The sequence below is a fragment of the Pseudoalteromonas sp. MTN2-4 genome (assembly GCF_042848605.1).
In the GTDB taxonomy this organism is placed as follows: Bacteria; Pseudomonadota; Gammaproteobacteria; order Enterobacterales; family Alteromonadaceae; genus Pseudoalteromonas.
In genome coordinates this window covers 751,507-771,658 of the sequence record NZ_BTGK01000001.1, presented here as the reverse complement: position 1 = coordinate 771,658, position 20,152 = coordinate 751,507, and the positions used below count along the sequence as shown (strand labels likewise).

15 protein-coding genes and 1 pseudogene are annotated in these 20,152 nt (G+C 40.7%); 3 read left to right on the top strand and 13 right to left on the bottom strand.

What is annotated here, in order from left to right; all coding sequences use genetic code 11:
* Positions 1-162 precede the first annotated feature (162 nt).
* On the top strand, positions 163-1,722 hold the full coding sequence (locus tag ACGHEH_RS03545) for a PAS domain-containing methyl-accepting chemotaxis protein (RefSeq protein WP_390441867.1): 1,560 nt from the start codon (positions 163-165) through the stop codon (positions 1,720-1,722).
* A gap of 53 nt (positions 1,723-1,775) precedes the next feature.
* Here the strand turns inward: ACGHEH_RS03545 and ACGHEH_RS03540 are convergent, their stop codons facing one another.
* Both ACGHEH_RS03540 and ACGHEH_RS03535 read right to left on the bottom strand, forming a co-directional pair.
* A complete protein-coding gene (locus tag ACGHEH_RS03540; RefSeq protein ID WP_390441865.1) occupies positions 1,776-2,513 on the bottom strand; it encodes a DUF4386 domain-containing protein in 738 nt (245 codons plus the stop codon).
* A gap of 12 nt (positions 2,514-2,525) precedes the next feature.
* Positions 2,526-2,945, bottom strand: a complete 420-nt coding sequence (locus ACGHEH_RS03535; protein WP_390441863.1) for a DUF6326 family protein — start codon at positions 2,943-2,945, stop codon at positions 2,526-2,528.
* Positions 2,946-3,270: 325 nt separating this feature from the next.
* On the opposite strand from ACGHEH_RS03535, the gene ACGHEH_RS03530 reads away from it, so the two are divergent.
* A complete protein-coding gene (locus ACGHEH_RS03530; RefSeq protein ID WP_390441861.1) occupies positions 3,271-4,362 on the top strand; it encodes a helix-turn-helix domain-containing protein in 1,092 nt (363 codons plus the stop codon).
* A 21-nt stretch (positions 4,363-4,383) separates the two neighbouring features.
* Here ACGHEH_RS03530 and ACGHEH_RS03525 read toward each other — a convergent pair whose 3' ends face one another.
* Positions 4,384-5,598, bottom strand: coding sequence for an alpha/beta hydrolase-fold protein (locus ACGHEH_RS03525; protein WP_390441859.1), 1,215 nt, complete (start codon positions 5,596-5,598; stop codon positions 4,384-4,386).
* Between the two features lie 209 nt (positions 5,599-5,807).
* Here ACGHEH_RS03525 and ACGHEH_RS03520 point away from each other — a divergent pair, with 209 nt between their 5' ends.
* A complete protein-coding gene (locus ACGHEH_RS03520) occupies positions 5,808-7,913 on the top strand; it encodes a winged helix-turn-helix domain-containing protein (protein ID WP_390441857.1) in 2,106 nt (701 codons plus the stop codon).
* Between the two features lie 62 nt (positions 7,914-7,975).
* Here the strand turns inward: ACGHEH_RS03520 and ACGHEH_RS03515 are convergent.
* From ACGHEH_RS03515 to rsxA, 10 genes and pseudogenes are all read right to left on the bottom strand, one after another.
* Positions 7,976-8,074: pseudogene (locus ACGHEH_RS03515) on the bottom strand (endonuclease III); the annotation flags it as partial.
* 283 nt (positions 8,075-8,357) lie between these two features.
* Positions 8,358-12,377: a hypothetical protein gene (locus tag ACGHEH_RS03510; RefSeq protein WP_390441855.1), complete on the bottom strand. Its 4,020-nt coding sequence runs from the start codon at positions 12,375-12,377 to the stop codon at positions 8,358-8,360.
* A 53-nt stretch (positions 12,378-12,430) separates the two neighbouring features.
* Positions 12,431-12,733 (bottom strand): hypothetical protein, encoded by a 303-nt coding sequence (locus ACGHEH_RS03505; RefSeq protein ID WP_390441853.1) that lies wholly within the window; start codon positions 12,731-12,733, stop codon positions 12,431-12,433.
* Between the two features lie 345 nt (positions 12,734-13,078).
* The gene (gene nth, locus ACGHEH_RS03500) at positions 13,079-13,711 is read right to left on the bottom strand and encodes an endonuclease III (RefSeq protein ID WP_390441851.1); all 633 of its coding nucleotides are present in this window, start codon (positions 13,709-13,711) and stop codon (positions 13,079-13,081) included.
* A 14-nt stretch (positions 13,712-13,725) separates the two neighbouring features.
* Entirely contained in the window at positions 13,726-14,424 is a 699-nt protein-coding gene (locus ACGHEH_RS03495; protein ID WP_058030776.1) for an electron transport complex subunit E, read from the bottom strand.
* Positions 14,421-15,059, bottom strand: coding sequence for an electron transport complex subunit RsxG (gene rsxG, locus ACGHEH_RS03490; RefSeq protein WP_390441849.1), 639 nt, complete (start codon positions 15,057-15,059; stop codon positions 14,421-14,423). Before rsxG ends, ACGHEH_RS03495 begins: the two co-directional genes overlap by 4 nt.
* Entirely contained in the window at positions 15,056-16,114 is a 1,059-nt protein-coding gene (rsxD, locus tag ACGHEH_RS03485) for an electron transport complex subunit RsxD (RefSeq protein ID WP_390441847.1), read from the bottom strand. The genes rsxG and rsxD overlap by 4 nt, the downstream gene beginning before the upstream one ends.
* Positions 16,111-18,864 (bottom strand): electron transport complex subunit RsxC, encoded by a 2,754-nt coding sequence (gene rsxC, locus ACGHEH_RS03480; RefSeq protein WP_390441845.1) that lies wholly within the window; start codon positions 18,862-18,864, stop codon positions 16,111-16,113. The genes rsxD and rsxC overlap by 4 nt, the downstream gene beginning before the upstream one ends.
* Before the next feature lie 8 nt (positions 18,865-18,872).
* Positions 18,873-19,427, bottom strand: coding sequence for an electron transport complex subunit RsxB (gene rsxB, locus ACGHEH_RS03475; RefSeq protein WP_390441843.1), 555 nt, complete (start codon positions 19,425-19,427; stop codon positions 18,873-18,875).
* Positions 19,428-19,429: 2 nt separating this feature from the next.
* Entirely contained in the window at positions 19,430-20,011 is a 582-nt protein-coding gene (gene rsxA, locus ACGHEH_RS03470; RefSeq protein WP_390441841.1) for an electron transport complex subunit RsxA, read from the bottom strand.
* Positions 20,012-20,152: the final 141 nt, after the last annotated feature.

The window sequence follows — 20,152 nt, the reverse complement described above, 5'->3', positions numbered from 1 at the left end:
TATTCTTGATTTTTGAAAGAACTGTTTGTTTTTTATTGCGTTAATTTCAAAACTTGATTTAGAACAACTTTTCTCCGTTGTTTTTTCACCCTTTTGTATTAAAAAGAAATATCATACGTTTTTTACTTAGTGTGAACGACGATGACTAAAGGAAGAAATCAAGTGACCAACAGAGAGTATGATTACCCCAATCATTACAATCTGTTATCGACAACCAATACCAAAGGCCAAATTAAATATGCGAATAAGCAATTTTGCGAAGTCGCGGGATTTGAGCTGCATGAACTAGAAAATAAACCGCATAATATTGTTCGCCACCCGAGCATGCCAAAAGCTGCTTTTAAAAATCTTTGGGATTATATTGGTAGTGGGCAATCTTGGATGGGAATGGTTAAAAACCGCTGTAAAAATGGTGATCACTACTGGGTGAACGCCTTTGTTACACCAATAAAAGATACCTCAGGTAAAATCGTTGAGTATCAATCGGTGAGAACCAAACCAGATAGAGCTGTTGTTAATCGTGCTGAGAAAATTTATCAAAAGCTTAATTCTGGTAGTTCTGCAGAAAAACTCACAGCAGCATCTTGGTCATTACCCGCCCAAATGATGGCAATCATAGTTGCATTTTATATACTGACCATGATGTTTACTTCATTACCTACGCCTTGGAACTATATTTTAGAGACAGTACTTTTAGTCGCCATTTTAGCTTTTACACATAGGCAACTCGCACCAATAAGAGCGCTTAGTGAAAAAGCGAAACAAGTTTATGATAATCCGCTAATGCAAAAGATTTACTTAGGTAAAGTGAACGATATTACTGCAATCGAACTGGCATTAATTGCAAGAGAATCAGAGCTGAGAGCGGTGTTAGGTCGAGTTAAAGACGCCAGTTCAACGGTAACCGAGCAAGCCGATGAGACGGTGAATGAATGCAATCACAGTGCTGAATTATTAAATAGCCAACAAGCACAGACAGATGCACTTGCAACTGCAATAAATGAAATGACTGCAACTATCTCAGAAGTTGCAAGCAATACTAACAATGCTGCAGAGCGCTCTGAAGCTGCTTTAGAATCAGTTAAAATAGGCAACGAAGCGGTTAATGAAAATATGCAAAATAACTATGCTTTGGCCGAAGAGTTGTCACAAACGCAAACTGATATTGAAGAATTAAATGCGCAAACTGTAAACATAGGTAGTGTAGTGGATGTGATCAGAGGTATTTCAGAGCAAACCAATTTGTTGGCACTTAATGCTGCGATTGAAGCGGCACGTGCAGGTGAACAAGGAAGGGGGTTTGCAGTTGTAGCTGATGAAGTAAGAGCGCTTGCTCAACGTACTCAAGAATCTACCAAAGAAATTGATACTATTATTGCAAACTTAAGAGGGCGTGCAGAGCAAGCTGTGCAGGCTATTCAAAACGGCGTGAATAAATCGACGGAATGTGTGTCTCAAGCGGAAGGCGCTCAGGCGAGCTTAGAAAGTATTAATGCCATCGTGAATGATATTTCTGGCTTAAACTATCAAATAGCTACGGCAACTGAAGAAATGTCAGGTGTATCTAATGAGCTAAATAACAATGCAGTACATATCTCGCAACTAGCGAATGACTCTATGCAAAGCTCTGATAGAACAATCTCAACCATGTCAAAGACGCAAGAGTCACTCAATGCACAATCTGCGTTGGTTGATCAGTTTATCAATAAATTTATACGATAGCTTAATAAGGAGGCTGAGCAAGTTTAAATCAGCCTCTCTTCGTATTCCTCGATCTATGCCTCAGCAGAAATTGACGACTCATTTTTGGCAGGTAACTCAGGTTTATAGGCTGAAAAGTCTAACCCTTTTATAAGTAGCCAACAGCCAACACCTAACTCAAATAGTGCACCTGGAAACATCACAAACATGGCTTCTTTTGATAAATCGGCAATCAATAGCTTGGCAACAGGGTAAATGATTAAACTGGTGTAAGTGAACATGCCCCACACTGACCAAGCTTTCGGGATGTAATTGGTTTTAAAAAATAGATAGAAGGTCATGATCCCGGCCACGCCCATAAATATCCAGCTATATTCACTCGCAGGTTGTCTAAAGCTTGAAGCAATGACGATGATATGACGTATTTGTTCAGCGTCTAAAACATTCAGCAAATAAGTTTTATTAGACAGAGCCAACATAGACATACTCACTGTGACGACAAAACTACCTATAATGATTTCAACTAACCGAAAACAAAGCGCAGTTTGCATAAGTGGCTTATTGATGGGTTTTAAAGCAAGGTAAAAACCCATAGATGCGGTTGTTACAGCTGTAAACATCACTATTTCTGCGAGTACACCCCAGCGAAAATGTTGCTCGTTGGCAAACACGCCATGACTTAAGAATTGTTCACTAGAGGCGAGCGTCGAGCTTAAAATAAAATTATCTAAAAAACCGACAAGGGTAAAAACAATGTACGAAAGGCCTGCTACTCGGGCGTAAAATTGCTGATTTTTATGTTGTGTATTCATTGTGCGTTCCTTTTAAAGAGGTAAGCTCGTTTCGTTTTTCTTCCAAGTTGCAGCGAGATAGATAATGAAAATTCCGGTGCATATCTCAAAGAAACTAAAAAATAGGTAGTGAAGACTGCCACCCATGGTGACGGTAAAAGCTTGTATTGATGTTGTAATTATTCCGGCAATCAGGTTGGCGTATTTGTTTAGCGGAAAAGCCAGCACCCTTGATAGTACAATCATGATCATGGGAATTTGCATAATGAAGGCAAATATCAATAAGAACTCTTCTGTTATGCTTGTACTGCCAACTTGCCCAGCTAAAAAAGCTTCCAAGTAGGGTGCAAGATGTAGAGTGAAAACATCACAGTAAATGTAATTGACGGTGATAAATATCCATAACAAAGATAATAAATGCTGTCTTTTTTCATGCCATTCAAAGATTTTCATAGGTTGCTCTAATTAGTTATTTTGTATGCGAACAAGATTGCCGAAAAAATAAAAGCTGTGCGTCTTAATGGGCCTATTTGAACGAAATAATAGAAATTAATGTATTTATTTTTGAGTGAGAAACAGCGTGATAACCTCTTACTTTCACTCTCAAAAGATATAATAATAGCGTGTTAAAAAAATAAAATTAGCAATAGTATCATATGGGTAGGTGTTGTGCTGTAGGGCGAGTTAGATATATAGTTAGAATGCTTATTTTAATAATTTATTGAATACGTGAATGGTTAATGTATTTCCGACAGTTTTGTACTCTTGCATGATAGGGATGGCTTTTATTGCCCTGTTAGATTTGTTTAATCGTGGCAAAGAAAAGCAGAATTTATTTTTAAAAGGCTTACTTCTACTCCTTGTTATCCACTTAGCCGGTGGGCTGTTTATTTATTCGGGTGCTTATGTGTACGCCCCTGAATTAGCAGGGTTACATTTTCCCTTTAGAATATTAATGGGCCCAGCGCTGTTCTTTTACGCTCACGCGACGATGTCTGCTGATAAGAGCATAGATAAAAAGTATTGGCTGATGGCTTTATCGGGCCCTGTACTGGTAGTCATTGTTATGCTGCCATTCTTATTCATGATTACGCCTGCTGAGAAGCTCGCTTTGGCAAACCCAGCTACACGAGATTCTGAGTTGTGGAGAATTTCAATATTAACCTGCTCAATCGTGACGACTCTGTTTATCATTTATACCGCTTACTTTTTAATACTGGCGTTTCAACTTCATAGAGCACATAACCAGCAGCTTATGGAACGTTTTTCTGATATTGAGCAGCGCTCTGTAGATTGGTTTAAACCTATATTGGTGATTTGGGGAGCGGTATGGTGCATGTTTGCGATAGAATTTACCCTTAATGCCTTAGGTTGGCGTTGGTTTGGCACAGGTAGATTGCTGCCTACTTTAGAGGTCATTGCTTTAGCTGTGTTTATACAAAAAGCATTAAGCCAAAAAGTACTCAGTCATGTCGACAAAGGCGTACCTAGAGCACAAGGCACACGGACGGCTTTATTGAGTGAGGATAAAATGCAAAGCATTGCGCAAAAGCTCAGGCATGCTATGCAAAGTGAACAGCTGTTTTTAGATGAGACACTTTCTTTAAAACGTTTATCAGAAGAAGTAAGCGAGTCTGAAAATCATATATCAGAAACTCTATCGCAGCACTTAAATACAAATTTCTTTCAGTTTGTGAATGGTTTCAGGATTGAAGCTGCAAAAACTGCGCTGATCGAAACCACAAAGCAAGTCACAATTATAGCCTTCGAAGTCGGCTTTAATTCTAAGTCGACATTTAATACGGCTTTCAAAAAAATAGTTGGCCAAAGCCCCTCGGTATATCGTAAATCATTCTTAGAAAATAATTAGAGGGAGCAAGCTCCCTCTAATCTACAAAGCGCATTTTGTTTTGCCGTTTTCCACATACACTTTTGCTGTTTCACATGTTTGTTCTGGCAGCTTTGCCATAATATGGGCTCGGAAAGTCTTAATCTTGTTGTTCTCAACATTTTCTTTCAAGCTTATTTTGAGCGCCTTGTCTAGGGTCTTTATAGCCAGGGTGTTGTCTCCTTTACCTTCATACAAATAGGCGAGTCTGAGATAAGCATCAGTGCGAGTAGGGTAAGTACTGATAAGTTGTGTATATATGTCGATGGCATCGGCGTAGCGTTTGTCTGTAATGGCCTTTTTGGCAGCGTATCTGTAAGCCAGATAATCAGGTTTTAAATTGACCCCATACTGCTTAGAGAGTTGAGCATAGCAAGCATCAATACCTGTTAAGCCCAGCGCTGCAAAATCCGGTGAGCATTTAAATTGTTCAAACAACTCAACATAAGCTCTGTTTTGTCCCACCATTGCTGATGTACTGTGATTCTCATCTTTTATAAACTCTAAATCATAATCAAAGCCTAGACGTGTTTGATTACCTAGTAATTCACGATATTGCTCAAAAGAGCTCAACATATGGCCTGTCTCATCAGCGAGGTTTAAATATAAATAGTTATTTAGGTTTTTCTTTTGTTTATAAAAAGTGTGAGCTTGTTTTAGCACTTTCCCTTTGTGCCACCATAGGCTCGGGCTAAAAGCAAAATGCGCTTGGAATAACTGAGGTCGGGTTTGTAATGCATAGATTGATAGCAGTCCACCGAGCGAATGGCCTGATAACACCTTAAAGCCATTGCTACGATAGCGTTTATTGATATGAGGAATAAGCTCTTTTTCTATGAAGTCCAAGAAGTTATCGGCCCCACCAGATACACCCCACTGGTTATAGCTTTCATCGTAAGTTGGCGTGAAATCGCGTGTTCTGTGAGTATTTTTAATGGCGACGATGATCATTTCTTTAGCATGATCAGACTGAGTCAGTAGATCTAAAGTACCTGCGGCATGTTTAAAGTTTCTTAGCCCATCCGTCAAATATAAAACTGGGTAAGTTTGTGACTTATTGAGGTGATAAGCATTGGGTAAGTGAATTAATAGCCCGCGATGCTCAGATAAAATAGAGGAATAGATCCCATCTTCTACTGTGGTGCCCCGTTCGGATGCATAAGCACTTAAATTAAATATAAAACATATAGTAAATATAAAGACGATAACCTTCTTCATTTTAATTCCTTTAGTTGTACTAATTAACCTGTATTTAAATTGCTAGGAAAATCAACGAAAGTAATGAAATTTGCAGGAAAAAAAGGGATGAAAAGAGGATTAATCGTTGCTAGACAATCAGTTTTTGCATGATGTTTGTTTTTTGTATCAGTTAGATACTATGATAAAGTGCTGAAATATTAATTTTTATCTATTGATTACAATTGTTTATGCTTAAGTTTGGCGATTTTATTTTTGACAGTCAGCAGCAACGTTTGCTCACAACACAAAACACGCAAGTAGAAATCGAGCCCAAACTCATTGCGCTTTTAGAGTTTTTTCTCACCCATCCAGAACAGTTAATTTCAAGACAAACGCTGCTAGAAACGGTATGGGCTAATACCTTAGTGACAGATAATGCGATTAATAAGTTAGTTGGCAATCTGCGCAAAGCCCTCAATGACGACCCAAAACAGCCAAAGTATATACAAACGGTACCAAAGCGAGGCTACCGATTTATTTGCACTATTTCTGAGTGTAAACCTTCGCCGGTTAGTGAAGAATCAAGGGTAAATGATAGGCATGATAATGAAGCGGCTAACTTTAATCTGTATCGTCAGCTCCTAGTTATCTTTCTGGGTTTGTTTTTACTTACTGCTATTTGGCTTGTGTTTAAGCAAAGTGACAATGACAAGCTTGCTTATTCAGTGGCATTAACGAGAGAGCAGGGGATAGAATTTTCTCCACGTATGCACCCAGATCAAAACTATTTGTTTTATTTAAGAACGCGTAATGTGTCTGATGATGTTGAACTATGGGTGAAAAATATACATACCGCGTCTGTAAATCGACTGTCTCTGCTTCATCCTATCAGCGAAATCATTGCTGTTACCGAGCAAGATACATGGAGTGAATTTATTTATTTAGACAAAGGTCAGGGGCGGTGTGATGTTTATAAAGCCCGTTTGAATTATCAGCAAGATGAGGGTTTTAGTGTCGCTGATGAAACGATGTTATTTAACTGCCATGATAAAAGAGTCAAAGACATCGCTTATCACGCCCAGAAAAACGTCATTTATTATACTGCTCAGCCTGAAAACTTCTGGCCTAACCATATATATGCTTATGACCTTAATAAAAACGAACATGTTCTACTGAATCAACCAGCACCAAAAGGGTGGGGATATCACCACTTAGATGTGTCACCAGATGGTGAGAAATTATTGGTTATGAGCACAGGGAGTGACCATAAAACTCAGCTCTTGTCATTCAACTTGATAAATCACCAAGTCACAGCAGGCAAGCAATTTGATAGGCCTGTTTATGAAGCAATTTGGGCACATGACTCCGAGCAAATCTTTTATTATTCGTCTTCGTCTATGCAGAAGATTATGCAAAGTGACTTTGATGGTGCCAACAGTCGAGTTGTGGTTAATGTTTCAGAGCAACTTTCTAAGCGATTAATCCGCATAGCCGATGGGCATTCTCTACTGTTTAGTACTGAGCAAGATGACTATAATTTGAGGTTACTATCAGATGATGCAACACGTTCGCTGCATAATTCGGCAGTGTTTGATTCATACCCAGCCTTGTTTCATCAAAGTGATGATTACTTATTTGCTTCAAATCGCAGTGGTGAAATGCAGATCTACTTTGCAGACAGTCATCAAGGACAATCAAAAATATTAACCCAATTTACGTCATCTTATGCCCTGAGTAATATGGCGATTTCACCCGATGATCAACAAGTCTTACTCGTCATCGACAACGATGTCTTCGCGTTCCCACTCAATAAGCTGAAGTCTCGACAACCGCTCGATGTTCTTTCAGATGAAAAAGCTATTTTTACCAGTGATGTACCTGTGATCGCCGTAGATTGGCTTTCAAATAATATGGTTGCAATTACAGCGGTTAAAAATGCCAAGCCCAACCTACATATTCGCAATCTAGCAGGAGAGCGTATCTCTTTACCGCAAGGGGAGTGGGCTTATGGCTTATCTGATAATACGCAAATAGGAAAAGTTTACCTCATTGAGCAAGGGAGTCACCGCTTGTATAAAGTGAGGTTAAATACCGTTAGTGATGACCACCAAATTGAGCCGACCCCTTTGACTCTACCTAATGAATTCTACTGGGCCAAAATAGATAACCAACACCTTTATTATATGAACGCAGAGGGTGAGAGTGAATACTTACATAAAGTGTCTATTAATACTGAGAAAAGCTTAACAAAAATGAAGGTTAATGCCTTTTCAAGTTATGATGTGAAGCAAGGAAAAGTAATGATAAGTGATAAGGCAAGTCGCTCAGGGGATATACATAGAACTTATCATTAAAAAGTGATGTGCGCTTTTTTAATGCTTTCTTGAGTAGAGCCAAACTCCATGGCTCTACTCATCTAATCTGTCTTCTCTTTAAACTCACACAAATCTTCAATAATACATGAACCGCACTTTGGTTTGCGGGCAACACAGACATAACACTCTTGCAAAATTAATCATGCTCCATGAGTTCAATCATCAATGACACTTTAATATTTAAAGTTCATCAACTATTAAATTTTAACTTTAAGTGCTTACTCTGTAATGGCTTGAATAAAAATGTCTTTAAGTTCAATTGGCGTTAAGCTATATACTTAAAACAACACTCAGTTAAGGTTTGGGGCGGTAACTTTTTTGGAATGAAAACCTACCAGCTTAAAGGCACCAGTAGGTATTAGATATAAATGAACAGTCTTCCTTCATTGATAAATTTTAATATGTCTAATCCATCCCTATGTTTCAAATCAAGTTTTTATCTAATTCATCTAACTCAAAGTCTAATGTTAGGCCTATATCTAAAAAGCGTTGTAGACGGATTTTTAAATCAGTTACTTTCTTTGTTGTGTTACTTAAATAGTATTGCTCGTATTCTTCTAGCTTGGTGTAGTGAAATTCTAATTTAGCGCTTAAGTAGTGGTTTAGAGCTTCTACACTATGTGGTAGATTATTCCAATAAAATCTAAATATTTTACGTATCAAATATACATCTTGTTCATCAAACTGATAATGCAAAATATCGTTTTTAATAGCTTGGTTGAAACTCAGCAGTTTTGCTTGAAATAGTGTTTGGCAGTGATCAAGTACTTGCGCAATAGTAGTTTCGTTTACTACTGCGGCCAATGCTAGCCCTTTTAAGGTGACTTTGTCATGGTTATCTAGTGCCAATACAGTTAAATTATTGCCATATAGATCATCAACGCAATCAATATTAGGTGTTTGGTACAAGTGTTTTGCATCTCTATTAATTAAATAGACGTTTCTCTGAATAGAAAAGCCGTTATATTCTGAAATAGCTAACAGTTGTTTTAGACTTAACTGACCGCGAGGAATGACTTCCATCCATTCATAGATAGGTAAGCAAGTTATTTTTGATAAGTAGTGTTTGCTAATTGATTCATATACCTCAGGAAATTGTTTTGTTATTGAGTTTGGTTGTTTTAACTTTGAGCTAATTAATTCATGCCATTGTATGAAACGGTGATGCCTAGCTTTTATTACACATTTGCTATCTACTATATATTTAAGCTTTTCTTCTATGTGTTCAAGCTCTCTAATAATGGATTCTCTAAACTTATTATTTTCTTCGTCGTTGCATGTAATATTTTCAAATAACTCTAAATCATTTTGTGAAAGGCCATAGTGGCTAAAGTTAATATCGACAATATGGTCAAATTCCTCGCGATAAAAGCCTTCTTTTCTGAGTGCAATGGGTATAACCATTTTGGCCTCAAATAAAGCTAATGTTAATTCGAAAATAACATTAAATGCCCTTTCGTAACGACTTCCATTCATTCTGAATAAATAATCATAATCAATAAACTTAGCGTCGATTAATGGGGGAATTTGCTTAATGGCGACTTGTTGCCAATGGCTGTAGTCAATATCATTTACAGTTCGTTTTCTATCAACAGTTAATTTAGGATAATGTTTTGCTGTTAGGTTAATTAGCGTGCCGAAAAAATTAGAGTGAGTTTTTGTTAATAGTCCATCACAAAGTATTGCTGCTTGATCGTGTGAGTATTCAGAGCGAGAGGTATAACTGTCATTGTCTACCGCTTTATACCACCAAAAATTTTTATTCGCTGTTTTTACTACTTTGGCTGCCACACTTGATGGAATATACAATTGCTGTGGCTGCCAATTAAACTCTTTTATTCTTTCGCTTTGCTTTCTATTAACTTTGTCGCTGTCTTGATTTCCTTCACTGTTATCAGCTTCTGTTACTTTGGTCGGGAAATCAGCTATCCAGAGTAGTTCTGTTAGTGTTTCGAACGTTGACAGCTTTTCAGCAATATTAGGTTTTAATATTAACTTTATACATGTGCCCGCTGTGCCTTGGTGAGGCTTTTCTACTACTCTAAATAATGAGCCCGCACTGGATACTCTGGCTTCTATGGTGTGACTAAGTTTGCCTTGTTTATCCATTCGGGTGGTGGTGATTTCGATTTCATCGGCTAGCATAAAGTAGCTAAATACCCCAACGCCAAATTGGCTATTAGGATAAAGTTCAATATCATGCTCACGCCAGCTTGCTTGCTCTTCCAAAAACTCTGGGGTATCGTGAAAGCGTCGTCCAGCTTGAGCAAAACAACCAGAAAGCTCCCTCATTCCCATACCTATACCTGTATCTTCACATTCTACATAGGCGCGGCCTTGTTCATCTACTTGTTGAGTAAAAGTGATTTGTGGTTGCCACTGGTTAAGTAACTCGCTATTGGCATGAGTGGCTTTAATATATTGCAAGCGAGCTTGTCGATAGCGGCAAGCATCTAGTGCATTTTGATATAGTTCGCGAATGGCTAAATTGGCATCACCATAGAGTTGAGTCCCCATGAGTAATTGTTGAACTTGCTGTTGAGCTAAACGAAAATGGATATGCGGTTTTTGATAAACAGGCTCTTTATCAATTACTTTTGCGGTTAGCGCATCGCTAGTGAGCCTTGGAGGCAGTGTTTTTAAACCTTCATTCAATCGGGAGTTGTTCTTTGTTTTACTATGCAAGGTATCCAACACCATATTGGCTTGCTGAATATGCTCAAGTAACGCCATGTCAATCGCCTGATGCTCACAGCTTAACTTTAAATCTAATGAATGGTTAACCGCTTGCCAGCTAACCTTGTTGGTTGCTTTGATTATTTGAACAGGAGTGAGTACTTCGGTTAAGCCGATATGATCTACCAATAAATCAGGTAACTGGTTGCTGTCGATTGCTAGACGACCACTAAGTAGAGCGAGATAAGCAAGTGCTTTTTCTTTTACGCTTTTTTCTGGTAGCTCACCGCCACACTGCACAATATCTTGAAAAGCATGGGCGCGATCACTCATTTCTATCCGTTCAGGATCGGAAAAAATAATCCGGGCAAATTCAATTGCTCGTGTTGCTGTTAATGTTTCTGCTATATGTGGGATATTGTCGTCAAGCTCAACAAAGGCTTGTTTCAACAAGGTGTCGTCTGCTAATTGCCATAATAAAGGGTTACGCTTTACTGCTTTGTATACTAGCCAATAGACAACAGCATAAAAATCGGTGTCCTGACCCCTGTCTAACAAGCTTTGGCATTTTCGTGTCAGTGCTTCGTTAGCTTTGAGTGCCTGTTGAAAGCGAGAGCTATAGACATCAGCGGTTTTTCCTTCATCTTGCAAACGCCTAATATCAACACTGGCGTAATGTTGCAGCTCTTTAGCAATTAAGGCTTCTCTAACAAACGGAGCAACTAGTAATATCAATAATTCAGATTGTGTTGGCTTAAAATCGTTTTTAATTCTTTGTAGCAATAAACAGTTTCGGTTTAATACTCTGATAGGTAATTTCGAATCAAACCACGGGTTGTCAGGTAGGACGCTTTGGGCTTGTTGATATTGCTGCCAACAGGCGGATACAATCGAATCTACTGCAGTTCTAAATGCTTCAATGTCGTTACTTTCGGTAATATTACCAAATTGCCACAGTTCACTACTGATTACTGATTTTTGCCAGCTTGAGTATTGATTTTGGTGACTCGCTAATTTTGCTACATCGCCTATGACAATATCTAGAAAGCTTGTATCGCCCGAATCAGTTGTAAAGTTAACACTTTGGCTACTTCGACCTAGCCTTTTTACCATGTCATCGAGTTCTGAGTTAGTGTGATCGAGTATATCTCTTAGTTTATAATTTTTGGCATTAAGGGCTGAACAAAAAGCGCGAGTAAAAAAACTGTAGCCACCTTGCTCTTCAGTTTGATAGTTTGCCAACTCACCTGGGCTACAGGCGTATAGGGTAAGGTAGTTTTGCAGACCTACTTTCTCTACCTTTGCTTTATTCCAAAGAAAGGGCTTTACTGACTTGGTACCATAGTCGATAGCTTCACGACAAGCATCTATCATTACTATTACATTTTTAGCGGTTGAATTCCGTAGATAATCAATAAAATCAAGTTCTAGGCAGTCGTCTAATAAACCTTCGGGTACTGATGGCTTGGCACGTGATAGAAGTAAGTAGTCTTTATTATCTACGTGTAAACCATGGCCAGTAATATAAATAACTAACGTGTCTGGTGTTTTTGTTTTTTGAAAAAACTCTCTAACACCAAACTTGAATTCATTCCCAGTTACAAAATCGGGATCGTCGGTTGAAATGATTTCTGGTTGCTGAAAGCCTATGCCTTGTAAACTTGCTGATAAGTTTGCAAAATCATTATCTATTACCGTTGCAAAGTTGGTAATTTTTTCATTTTTGTATTGTTTTATGCCAACAAACAATGCACGAAACTCTGCCATTACAACCTAATACCCCTGTTATTTTCAATGCTCTATTTGGTTTATGATAGTGATTACTTTTCAAACTTGAGAGTAATAGCTCCTTTACCACCAACGCTTGCGCTTCCTATTAGATTTACTCCACCTTGTGCAGAGACTTCCACTTGAATGGAAACTTCTTTAAGTGAGAAGTCACCAACTTTGGACAAGTTGGATAGGGCCTTACATACCCCGTTGCAAACTGTATTTAAGTTGTCTGATAGCGTATCGACTGGTACGTTTTCGAGCACAGTGTCTGAATCAGGTGTAAATATCCCTTTCGTTTGAGAATCGTCGCTGTCGTAAGTTTGGTTGACAATAATAGGTAAGGTCTGCATATTTGATTTCCTTATTAATTAAAATGTTTTAGATTATGATCTTTATAGGAAAATTATTCATACGAGAAATTTATAACAGAATCTGTTTGAAATAAACAATATTGGTTATGTTTTGTATATTTTATATAAGTATCTAATAATATTCTGATTCTTTTTATGTGGGCTAAGGGTATGAAGCTATTTTAGTCAAGTTTTATTCATTAACAGATACTGTAAGTTTTAAAAATATATCGGACAATCATCTAGATTTCTTTTTTTACAATTCTACCTTATAAAAATTGAATAATTTAAATGATATAAGAGTTATCTAACTGGAGTTTTTATTCCATATATAACAGCCATTTACTATTCTGTCTTTTCTTTAAACTCACACAAATCTTCAATAATACACGAACCACATTTCGGTTTACGGGCAACACACACATAGCGGCCGTGTAAAATCAGCCAGTGGTGTACGTCGACTTTAAATTCTTTCGGTACCACTTTTTCGAGTTTTTCTTCAACGGCAACCACGTCTTTACCCATGGCAAACTTAGTGCGATTTGAAACGCGATAAATATGGGTATCGACAGCAATGGTTGGCCAGCCAAACGCACAGTTTAAAACCACGTTTGCGGTTTTACGACCCACACCTGGTAGGGCTTCTAATGCTTCACGGCTTTCAGGCACTTCACCGCCATGTTTATCTATGAGGATCTGACACATCTTATAGACGTTATTGGCTTTAGAATTATATAAACCAATGGTTTTAATGTGATCTCTAAGTGATTCTAAGCCAATATCCAAAATACCTTGCGGGGTGTTTGCTTTTGGAAATAGTTTTGCTGTTGCTTTATTTACACTCACATCGGTGGCTTGTGCTGACAAGGTGACGGCAACAAGCAACTCAAATGGGGTGGTGAAATCTAACTCCGTTTCTGGGTTTGGATTGTCATCACGTAAACGGGTTAAGATCTCGAGTCTTTTGGTTTTGTTCATTGTTCGTAACCCGTTTAAGTTAAGCTAGTAACACGTGCTCTTGGCGCTTTTTCTGCTTCTTGCGTAGGCTGTGCTTTCGCTTTAATTTGCGCATCAATGACATTTTTAGCGGCAATTAATAAACCCAAACCTAAGAAGGCACCGGGCGGTAAAATAGCCACTAAGAATTGGTTATCAAATTGAAAAACTTCGATACGCAGAACCGTCGCCCAATCGCCTAATAGTAAGTTTGCACCATCAAACAAGGTACCTTGGCCAATTAACTCGCGCATTGCGCCTAATAGTACCAGCACCACCATAAAACCTAGGCCCATCATGATGCCATCGAATGCAGATAATAGCGGGGTATTTTTAGAAGCGTAGGCTTCGGCACGACCAATAATGGCGCAGTTGGTTACGATTAATGGAATGAAGATCCCCAGCGCTTGATATAAACCGAAGGTATAAGCATTCATCAATAGCTGTACGATGGTTACAAACGCGGCAATGATCATGACAAACACAGGAATACGAATGTCTTTTGGTACAAAATTACGCACCAATGACACAGTGACATTTGAGCCAACTAATACTAGTAGGGTTGCAATCCCTAAGCCCATAGCATTGGTAATGGTGCTGGTTACAGCAAGCAGTGGGCATAAACCAAGTAGTTGAACAATGGCTGGGTTGTTGGCCCACATGCCATCTTTTATGAGGGTTTTATATTCGCTCATTGTGTTTCTCCTGCGCACAGGTTGTCTTTGGCAAATAAAGTATCAAAGTGTGTTGTTGCGTACCAAGCGGCTTCTGCCACTGAGCCAGTCACTGCTCTAGGTGTGATGGTCGCGCCAGTAAATTGGTCAAACTCGCCACCATCTTTTTTAACTGCGAAACGGCTATCATTTGCACTATAGACTTGCATGCCATTAAATGTGGTGATCCAATCAGATCTTGAAAGCTCCACCTTATCACCAAGGCCGGGTGTTTCTTCATGACGGGTGACACGTACACCTGTGATTTCGCCACGTTTTGTAACTGCAGTTAAGATATCGATATTACCGCTATACCCTTTTGGAGTGATGTGACGAACAAGTAAAGCCGCGGGTTCACCGTTTAATCTTGCACGATAAATAATATGAGGCCCAGCTGGGCCGAGCTCTGGCGCGTCACTTTCTACGCAGTCAAGATAGAGTTGGTTATCGTAACGCTCACTTGGAATAACTTGAGACAGTAAAGACATCAGTTGTGCTTTTTCTTGCTCTGCGATCCGTGTTTCAGTCAGGCTCTGAACCACAGCTACACTGCCTGTGGTTGCCAATGCAAAAGCACACAATATGGCGCCATTTTTATACATAGACTTGGCTATCATTGTGCACCTCCATGACCAAATGTGCGCGGGCGACTGTAGTGATCAATCAATGGTACTGCCATATTCATGAGCAACACAGAGAAGGCTACAGCATCTGGATAGCCGCCGTAAGTACGGATGATATAAACCAGTACGCCAATGGCTGCACCAAAAATTAAACGGCCTCTATCTGTGGTACAAGCAGAAACCGGATCGGTGGCAATGAAGAATGCCCCTAACATAGTCGCACCACTGAGTAGGTGGAAAACAAGACCAGCGTGGCTACCCGGGGCAATGATATAACCCACTGCACTACAAAATGCCAATGCAAAAATGAAGGCGACTGGGATATGCCAGTTAATAATGCCGCGCCAAAGTAAGAAAAGACCACCGGCCAGATAAGCTAGGTTAACCCACATCCAGCCTTTACCAGCGTAATCGGCGAACACAGCACTTTGCATCGCTTCTGTGACTGTATAGCCCTGAGAAACAGCTGTTTTTACTGTATCGAGTGGTGTTGCCATGGTGACACCATCAACGCCCGCTCTGACTTGCTCTAGGCTTAAACCTGACGTTGTGGTTTGTGTGAAAATTAAAGCAAGCTGATCGATAAAACTCACTGGTGTTACTAACAGTTCAGACACTGGCGACCAAGCAGTCATTTGCACCGGGAATGAAATAAGCAGTAAGACATAACCTGCCATTGCCGGGTTGAATAAATTAAAGCCTAAACCACCATAAAGCTGTTTCACGATCACAATGGCAAACAGGCAGCCGATGACGATGACCCACCAAGGTGCGAGAGGCGGGATACTGATTGCCAGCAGCACACCAGTTAGCCAAGCAGAGCCATCACTTAATGATGGCAAAATGGCTTTATTACGGATCTTTATGATAGCTGCTTCAAAAGCACTGACAGAAATGAGTGCGATGAGTATTTGAATTAAAACAGCTGAGCCAAAAAAGTAGCACTGAGCGATGATCCCGGGTACACACGCAGCGATCACTGTCATCATTAATTTATTCAGTGCTTTATGGCTATGATTGTGGGGCGATGAAGCCATGGTTAATTTCATGACGGTTCATTTCCTTCTTCTGATTCTTGCTTTAATTGTGCTTCTTTAGCTGCTTTCTTTGCTTTTGCTCGGGCGATGGCGGCTGCAACTGCAGCCTTGCGTGGATCTTCTGGCTCGCTACTTTGTTCTGCTTGCTCAGTTTGAGTATCCGTCTCATCACTTTCTTCGCTAGCTGCTAGTTCAGCTTCTTTTGCAGCCTTTTTCGCTTTAGCTCGGGCGATGGCTGCAGCAACAGCCGCTTTACGCGGATCTTCTGGCTCGCTGCTTTGTTCTGATTGCTCAGTTTGAGTATCAGCTTCGACATTGTCTTCGCTAGCCGCAAGCTCTGCCTCTTTAGCTGCCTTTTTCGCTTTTGCACGGGCAATGGCTGCCGCAACTGCAGCTTTACGTGGATCTTCCGGTTCGCTATCAGCTACAGTCTCATCGCTTTGCTCAGCTTCTTTCGCTGCTTTTTTTGCTTTTGCTCTAGCGATGGCGGCGGCAACCGCGGCTTTACGTGGATCTTCCGGTTCGCTATCAGCTACAGTCTCACCGCTTTGCTCAGCTTCTTTCGCTGCTTTTTTCGCTTTTGCTCTAGCGATGGCGGCTGCAACCGCAGCTTTGCGTGGATCTTCCGGCTCGCTATCAGCTACAGCTTCATCACTTTGCTCAGCTTCTTTAGCTGCTTTTTTCGCTTTTGCACGGGCGATAGCAGCTGCAACAGCAGCTTTGCGAGGATCTTCCGGCTCGCTATCAGATACTGAGCTATCGCTTTGCTCAGTCTCTTTAGCTGCTTTCTTTGCTTTTGCACGGGCAATGGCGGCAGCAACAGCGGCTTTACGCGGATCTTCTATGCTTTCAGTTTCAGTTGGCGCTTCATCTTGATCAGCATTTTGTGCCGCTTTCTTTGCTTTTGCACGAGCGATGGCGGCGGCAACCGCGGCTTTACGCGGATCGGTCGATGCATCCGTCTGAGTTGCTTGTTTTTCTGTATTTACATCATCTGTATCAGATTGCTGCGCGGCCTTTTTCGCTTTCGCGCGGGCAATTGCAGCGGCAACAGCAGCCTTATTATCTTTAGGCTTATCGGCACTGTCATCTGTGGCTTTCTCAGCCTTGTATTGGCGAGCTTGCTCTTTACGTTTAGCGCGCTCTAATGCAACAGCACTATTATCTGGCTCGAGTGAACCATCAGCCGCTTTTTTCGCTTTAGCTCGGGCAATTGCAGCTTCAACTGCTGACTTTTCTGGTGTCTTCTTGTTCTTAACACGCTCAAGTGCTTCAGCCACTTTTTCTTTACTTTGTGTGGATTGAGTAGCGCGGCTAGCTGAACGTTTATGACGGTTTTGACGTTCTTCTTGTTCTCGCTCTAAACGTTCTTTACGGGCTTCGAAACGCTCTTTTGCTCGCTCAGCTTTGATTTGTTCTAGTTTTTGTTCGCGGATCTCAGCTTTGGCAACGCGGTAATATTGCACCAGTGGAATTTCACTCGGGCAAACGTACGAACACGCACCACATTCAATACAATCAAACAGGTTGTATTCTTCAAGCTTTTGATACTCTTTGCCCTTAGCAAACCACTGTAATTGTTGTGGTAGCAAAGTTTGCGGGCAAGCATCGGCACACGCACTACAGCGAATACAAGCTTTTTCATCGTTTGGCTCGGCTAGCTCTTGGTTGTCAGGTGCCAAAATACAGTTTGTGGTTTTGACCACAGGAATGCGCACTGTTGGTAAGGTAAAGCCCATCATTGGCCCACCCATGATGACGCGCTGCGCAGTAACTGGTTCAAACTTTTGGCTATCGAGTAGGTGCTTAATCTCAGTGCCCATCAGTGCCCAAACATTTTGTGCTTGTTTGATGGTGTTACCGGTTACAGTAACAACACGCTCAATGAGCGGTTTGCCATGAAGCACAGCGTCGCTTATCGCAAATAAAGTACCGACGTTTTGCACTAATACGCCAATATCTGCAGGAATGCCCGCACTAGGCACTTCGCGAGAAGTCAGTACTTTGATCAGTTGTTTTTCACCGCCAGAAGGGTATTTTGTTGGCACTGAGCGAACTAAGATTTTATCGTTATGTGCTGATGCTTTCTGCATCGCAGCAATGGCTTCAGGCTTATTGTCTTCAATACCAACTAAGACATATTTTGGAGAGAGTAAGTGCTGCATGATCTCAATGCCCTGCACGATTTGCTCAGCATGTTCACGCATTAACATGTCATCGGCAGTGATATAAGGTTCACATTCAACGCCATTGACAACAAAAAAGTCAATCTCTGCTTGGCTGCTGGCTTTCACGTAGGTTGGGAAGCCTGCGCCACCCATACCGGCAATACCTGCATCATGGATTTTATCGACTAATTGCTGTTTAGAAATATCTTTGTATTGCTCAAGTGCTTCAAGCTTACACCAAGTGTCTTTACCATCAGGCTCAAGTACTATGCTCGGCTCTGGCAAAGCTGAAGGGTGTGCCGATGGTCTATGCTCAATGGCGGTGATGGTGCCTGAAGTAGCGGCATGGATAGGTAAAGACCAATTGCCAGCGGGTTTTGTCAGTGCTTGGCCTTTTAAAACATGATCGCCCACATGGACAAGTAGTTGACCGTTGGCACCAATATGCTGTTTTAATGGAATAACCAATTTATCAGGTAAGGGAAGCTGGCGAATAGGCGCTTGGTTCGACAATGTTTTTTGTTCTGGTGGGTGAATACCGCCAGGAAATTGCCATAGCGTTCCACGTTCTATTTGTTCAAATAACGATTCCACGGCAACCTCTAATCAATCTGAGTGACGTTAATGGCGTTTAACTGCCATTTCCATGTTTGCTTAGTTTCAGCAACAGGGAGCATATCAATACAATCAACCGGACATGGCTCAACGCATAAATCACAGCCGGTACATTCATCTTTTAATACGGTATGCATTTGTCTTGTGGCACCAACAATGGCGTCAACCGGACAAGCTTGAATGCATTTAGTACAGCCGATACATTCATCTTCACGAATATATGCCACAGTTTTAACAGGCTCAGCTTCTTCGCCGCCAGCCAAAGGTTTAGGCTCAACGCCCATCAAATCAGCTAATTTTTTAATGGTGGCATCACCACCCGGTGGGCATTTATTAATTTCGTCGCCATTAGCAATGGCTTCGGCGTAAGGGCGACAACCCGGGTAACCACATTGGCCACATTGTGTTTGCGGTAAAATGGCATCGACTTGGTCGACAACAGGGCTGCTTTCAACACGATATTTTACTGCGGCGTAACCGAGTATAAGGCCAAAAATCAGCGCCAGTGAACCTAGCGCAATGAGTGCATAAAACAAGGTCATGGTTAAAACTTCACTAATCCAGAAAAGCCCATAAAGGCAAGAGACATTAAGCCGGCGGTGATCATGGCAATTGAGGCACCTTTGAACGGCGTTGGTACATCTGCAACTGCAAGGCGTTCACGCAGTGCGGCAAATAAGACCAGCACCATAGAAAAACCAACTGCAGCACCAAAACCAAATACGGCTGAGCTCACAAAGGTATGCTCATTTTTAATGTTAAGCAGGGCAACACCTAATACCGCACAGTTAGTTGTGATAAGCGGTAAGAAAATACCCAGTAAACGGTATAGGGTAGGGCTGGTTTTCTTCACCACCATTTCGGTAAATTGCACCACCACAGCAATAACGAGTATGAAGCTCATGGTGCGTAAGAACTCTAATTCGAGAGGTTGCAATATATACTCGTTAACAAGGTAACTCGTTACTGAGGCTAGCGTGAGTACAAAAGTGGTGGCCATTGACATACCAACGGCAGTGTCTAACTTGCCTGATACGCCCATGAAAGGGCATAAGCCTAAGAATTGTACTAACACGAAATTGTTTACTAATACTGTGCCGATCAGCAACAGAATATATTCAGTCATTATAGCCCCTAACGTTGACGCCTTTTTATTGAGTGCCTAGCGATTGTTAATTTTACCAAGTTTGGCGCTGAATATCACAACAAAAACGGCAGAATTGTTTTGATAAATGGGTATTTTTGTAAAGATTTACGGATATACGCA

Bases quoted from the DNA above. Each gene is read 5' to 3' on its own strand.
- ACGHEH_RS03505 (WP_390441853.1), bottom strand. From the start codon at position 12,733: ATGCAGACCTTACCTATTATTGTCAACCAAACTTACGACAGCGACGAT.
- ACGHEH_RS03540 (WP_390441865.1), bottom strand. From the start codon at position 2,513: ATGAATACACAACATAAAAATCAGCAATTTTACGCCCGAGTAGCAGGC.
- ACGHEH_RS03495 (WP_058030776.1), bottom strand. From the start codon at position 14,424: ATGAGCGAATATAAAACCCTCATAAAAGATGGCATGTGGGCCAACAAC.
- ACGHEH_RS03530 (WP_390441861.1), top strand. From the start codon at position 3,271: ATGGCTTTTATTGCCCTGTTAGATTTGTTTAATCGTGGCAAAGAAAAG.
- ACGHEH_RS03510 (WP_390441855.1), bottom strand. From the start codon at position 12,377: ATGGCAGAGTTTCGTGCATTGTTTGTTGGCATAAAACAATACAAAAAT.
- ACGHEH_RS03525 (WP_390441859.1), bottom strand. From the start codon at position 5,598: ATGAAGAAGGTTATCGTCTTTATATTTACTATATGTTTTATATTTAAT.
- rsxD (WP_390441847.1), bottom strand. From the start codon at position 16,114: ATGAAATTAACCATGGCTTCATCGCCCCACAATCATAGCCATAAAGCA.
- rsxG (WP_390441849.1), bottom strand. From the start codon at position 15,059: ATGATAGCCAAGTCTATGTATAAAAATGGCGCCATATTGTGTGCTTTT.
- ACGHEH_RS03520 (WP_390441857.1), top strand. From the start codon at position 5,808: ATGCTTAAGTTTGGCGATTTTATTTTTGACAGTCAGCAGCAACGTTTG.
- ACGHEH_RS03535 (WP_390441863.1), bottom strand. From the start codon at position 2,945: ATGAAAATCTTTGAATGGCATGAAAAAAGACAGCATTTATTATCTTTG.
- nth (WP_390441851.1), bottom strand. From the start codon at position 13,711: ATGAACAAAACCAAAAGACTCGAGATCTTAACCCGTTTACGTGATGAC.
- rsxB (WP_390441843.1), bottom strand. From the start codon at position 19,427: ATGACCTTGTTTTATGCACTCATTGCGCTAGGTTCACTGGCGCTGATT.
- rsxA (WP_390441841.1), bottom strand. From the start codon at position 20,011: ATGACTGAATATATTCTGTTGCTGATCGGCACAGTATTAGTAAACAAT.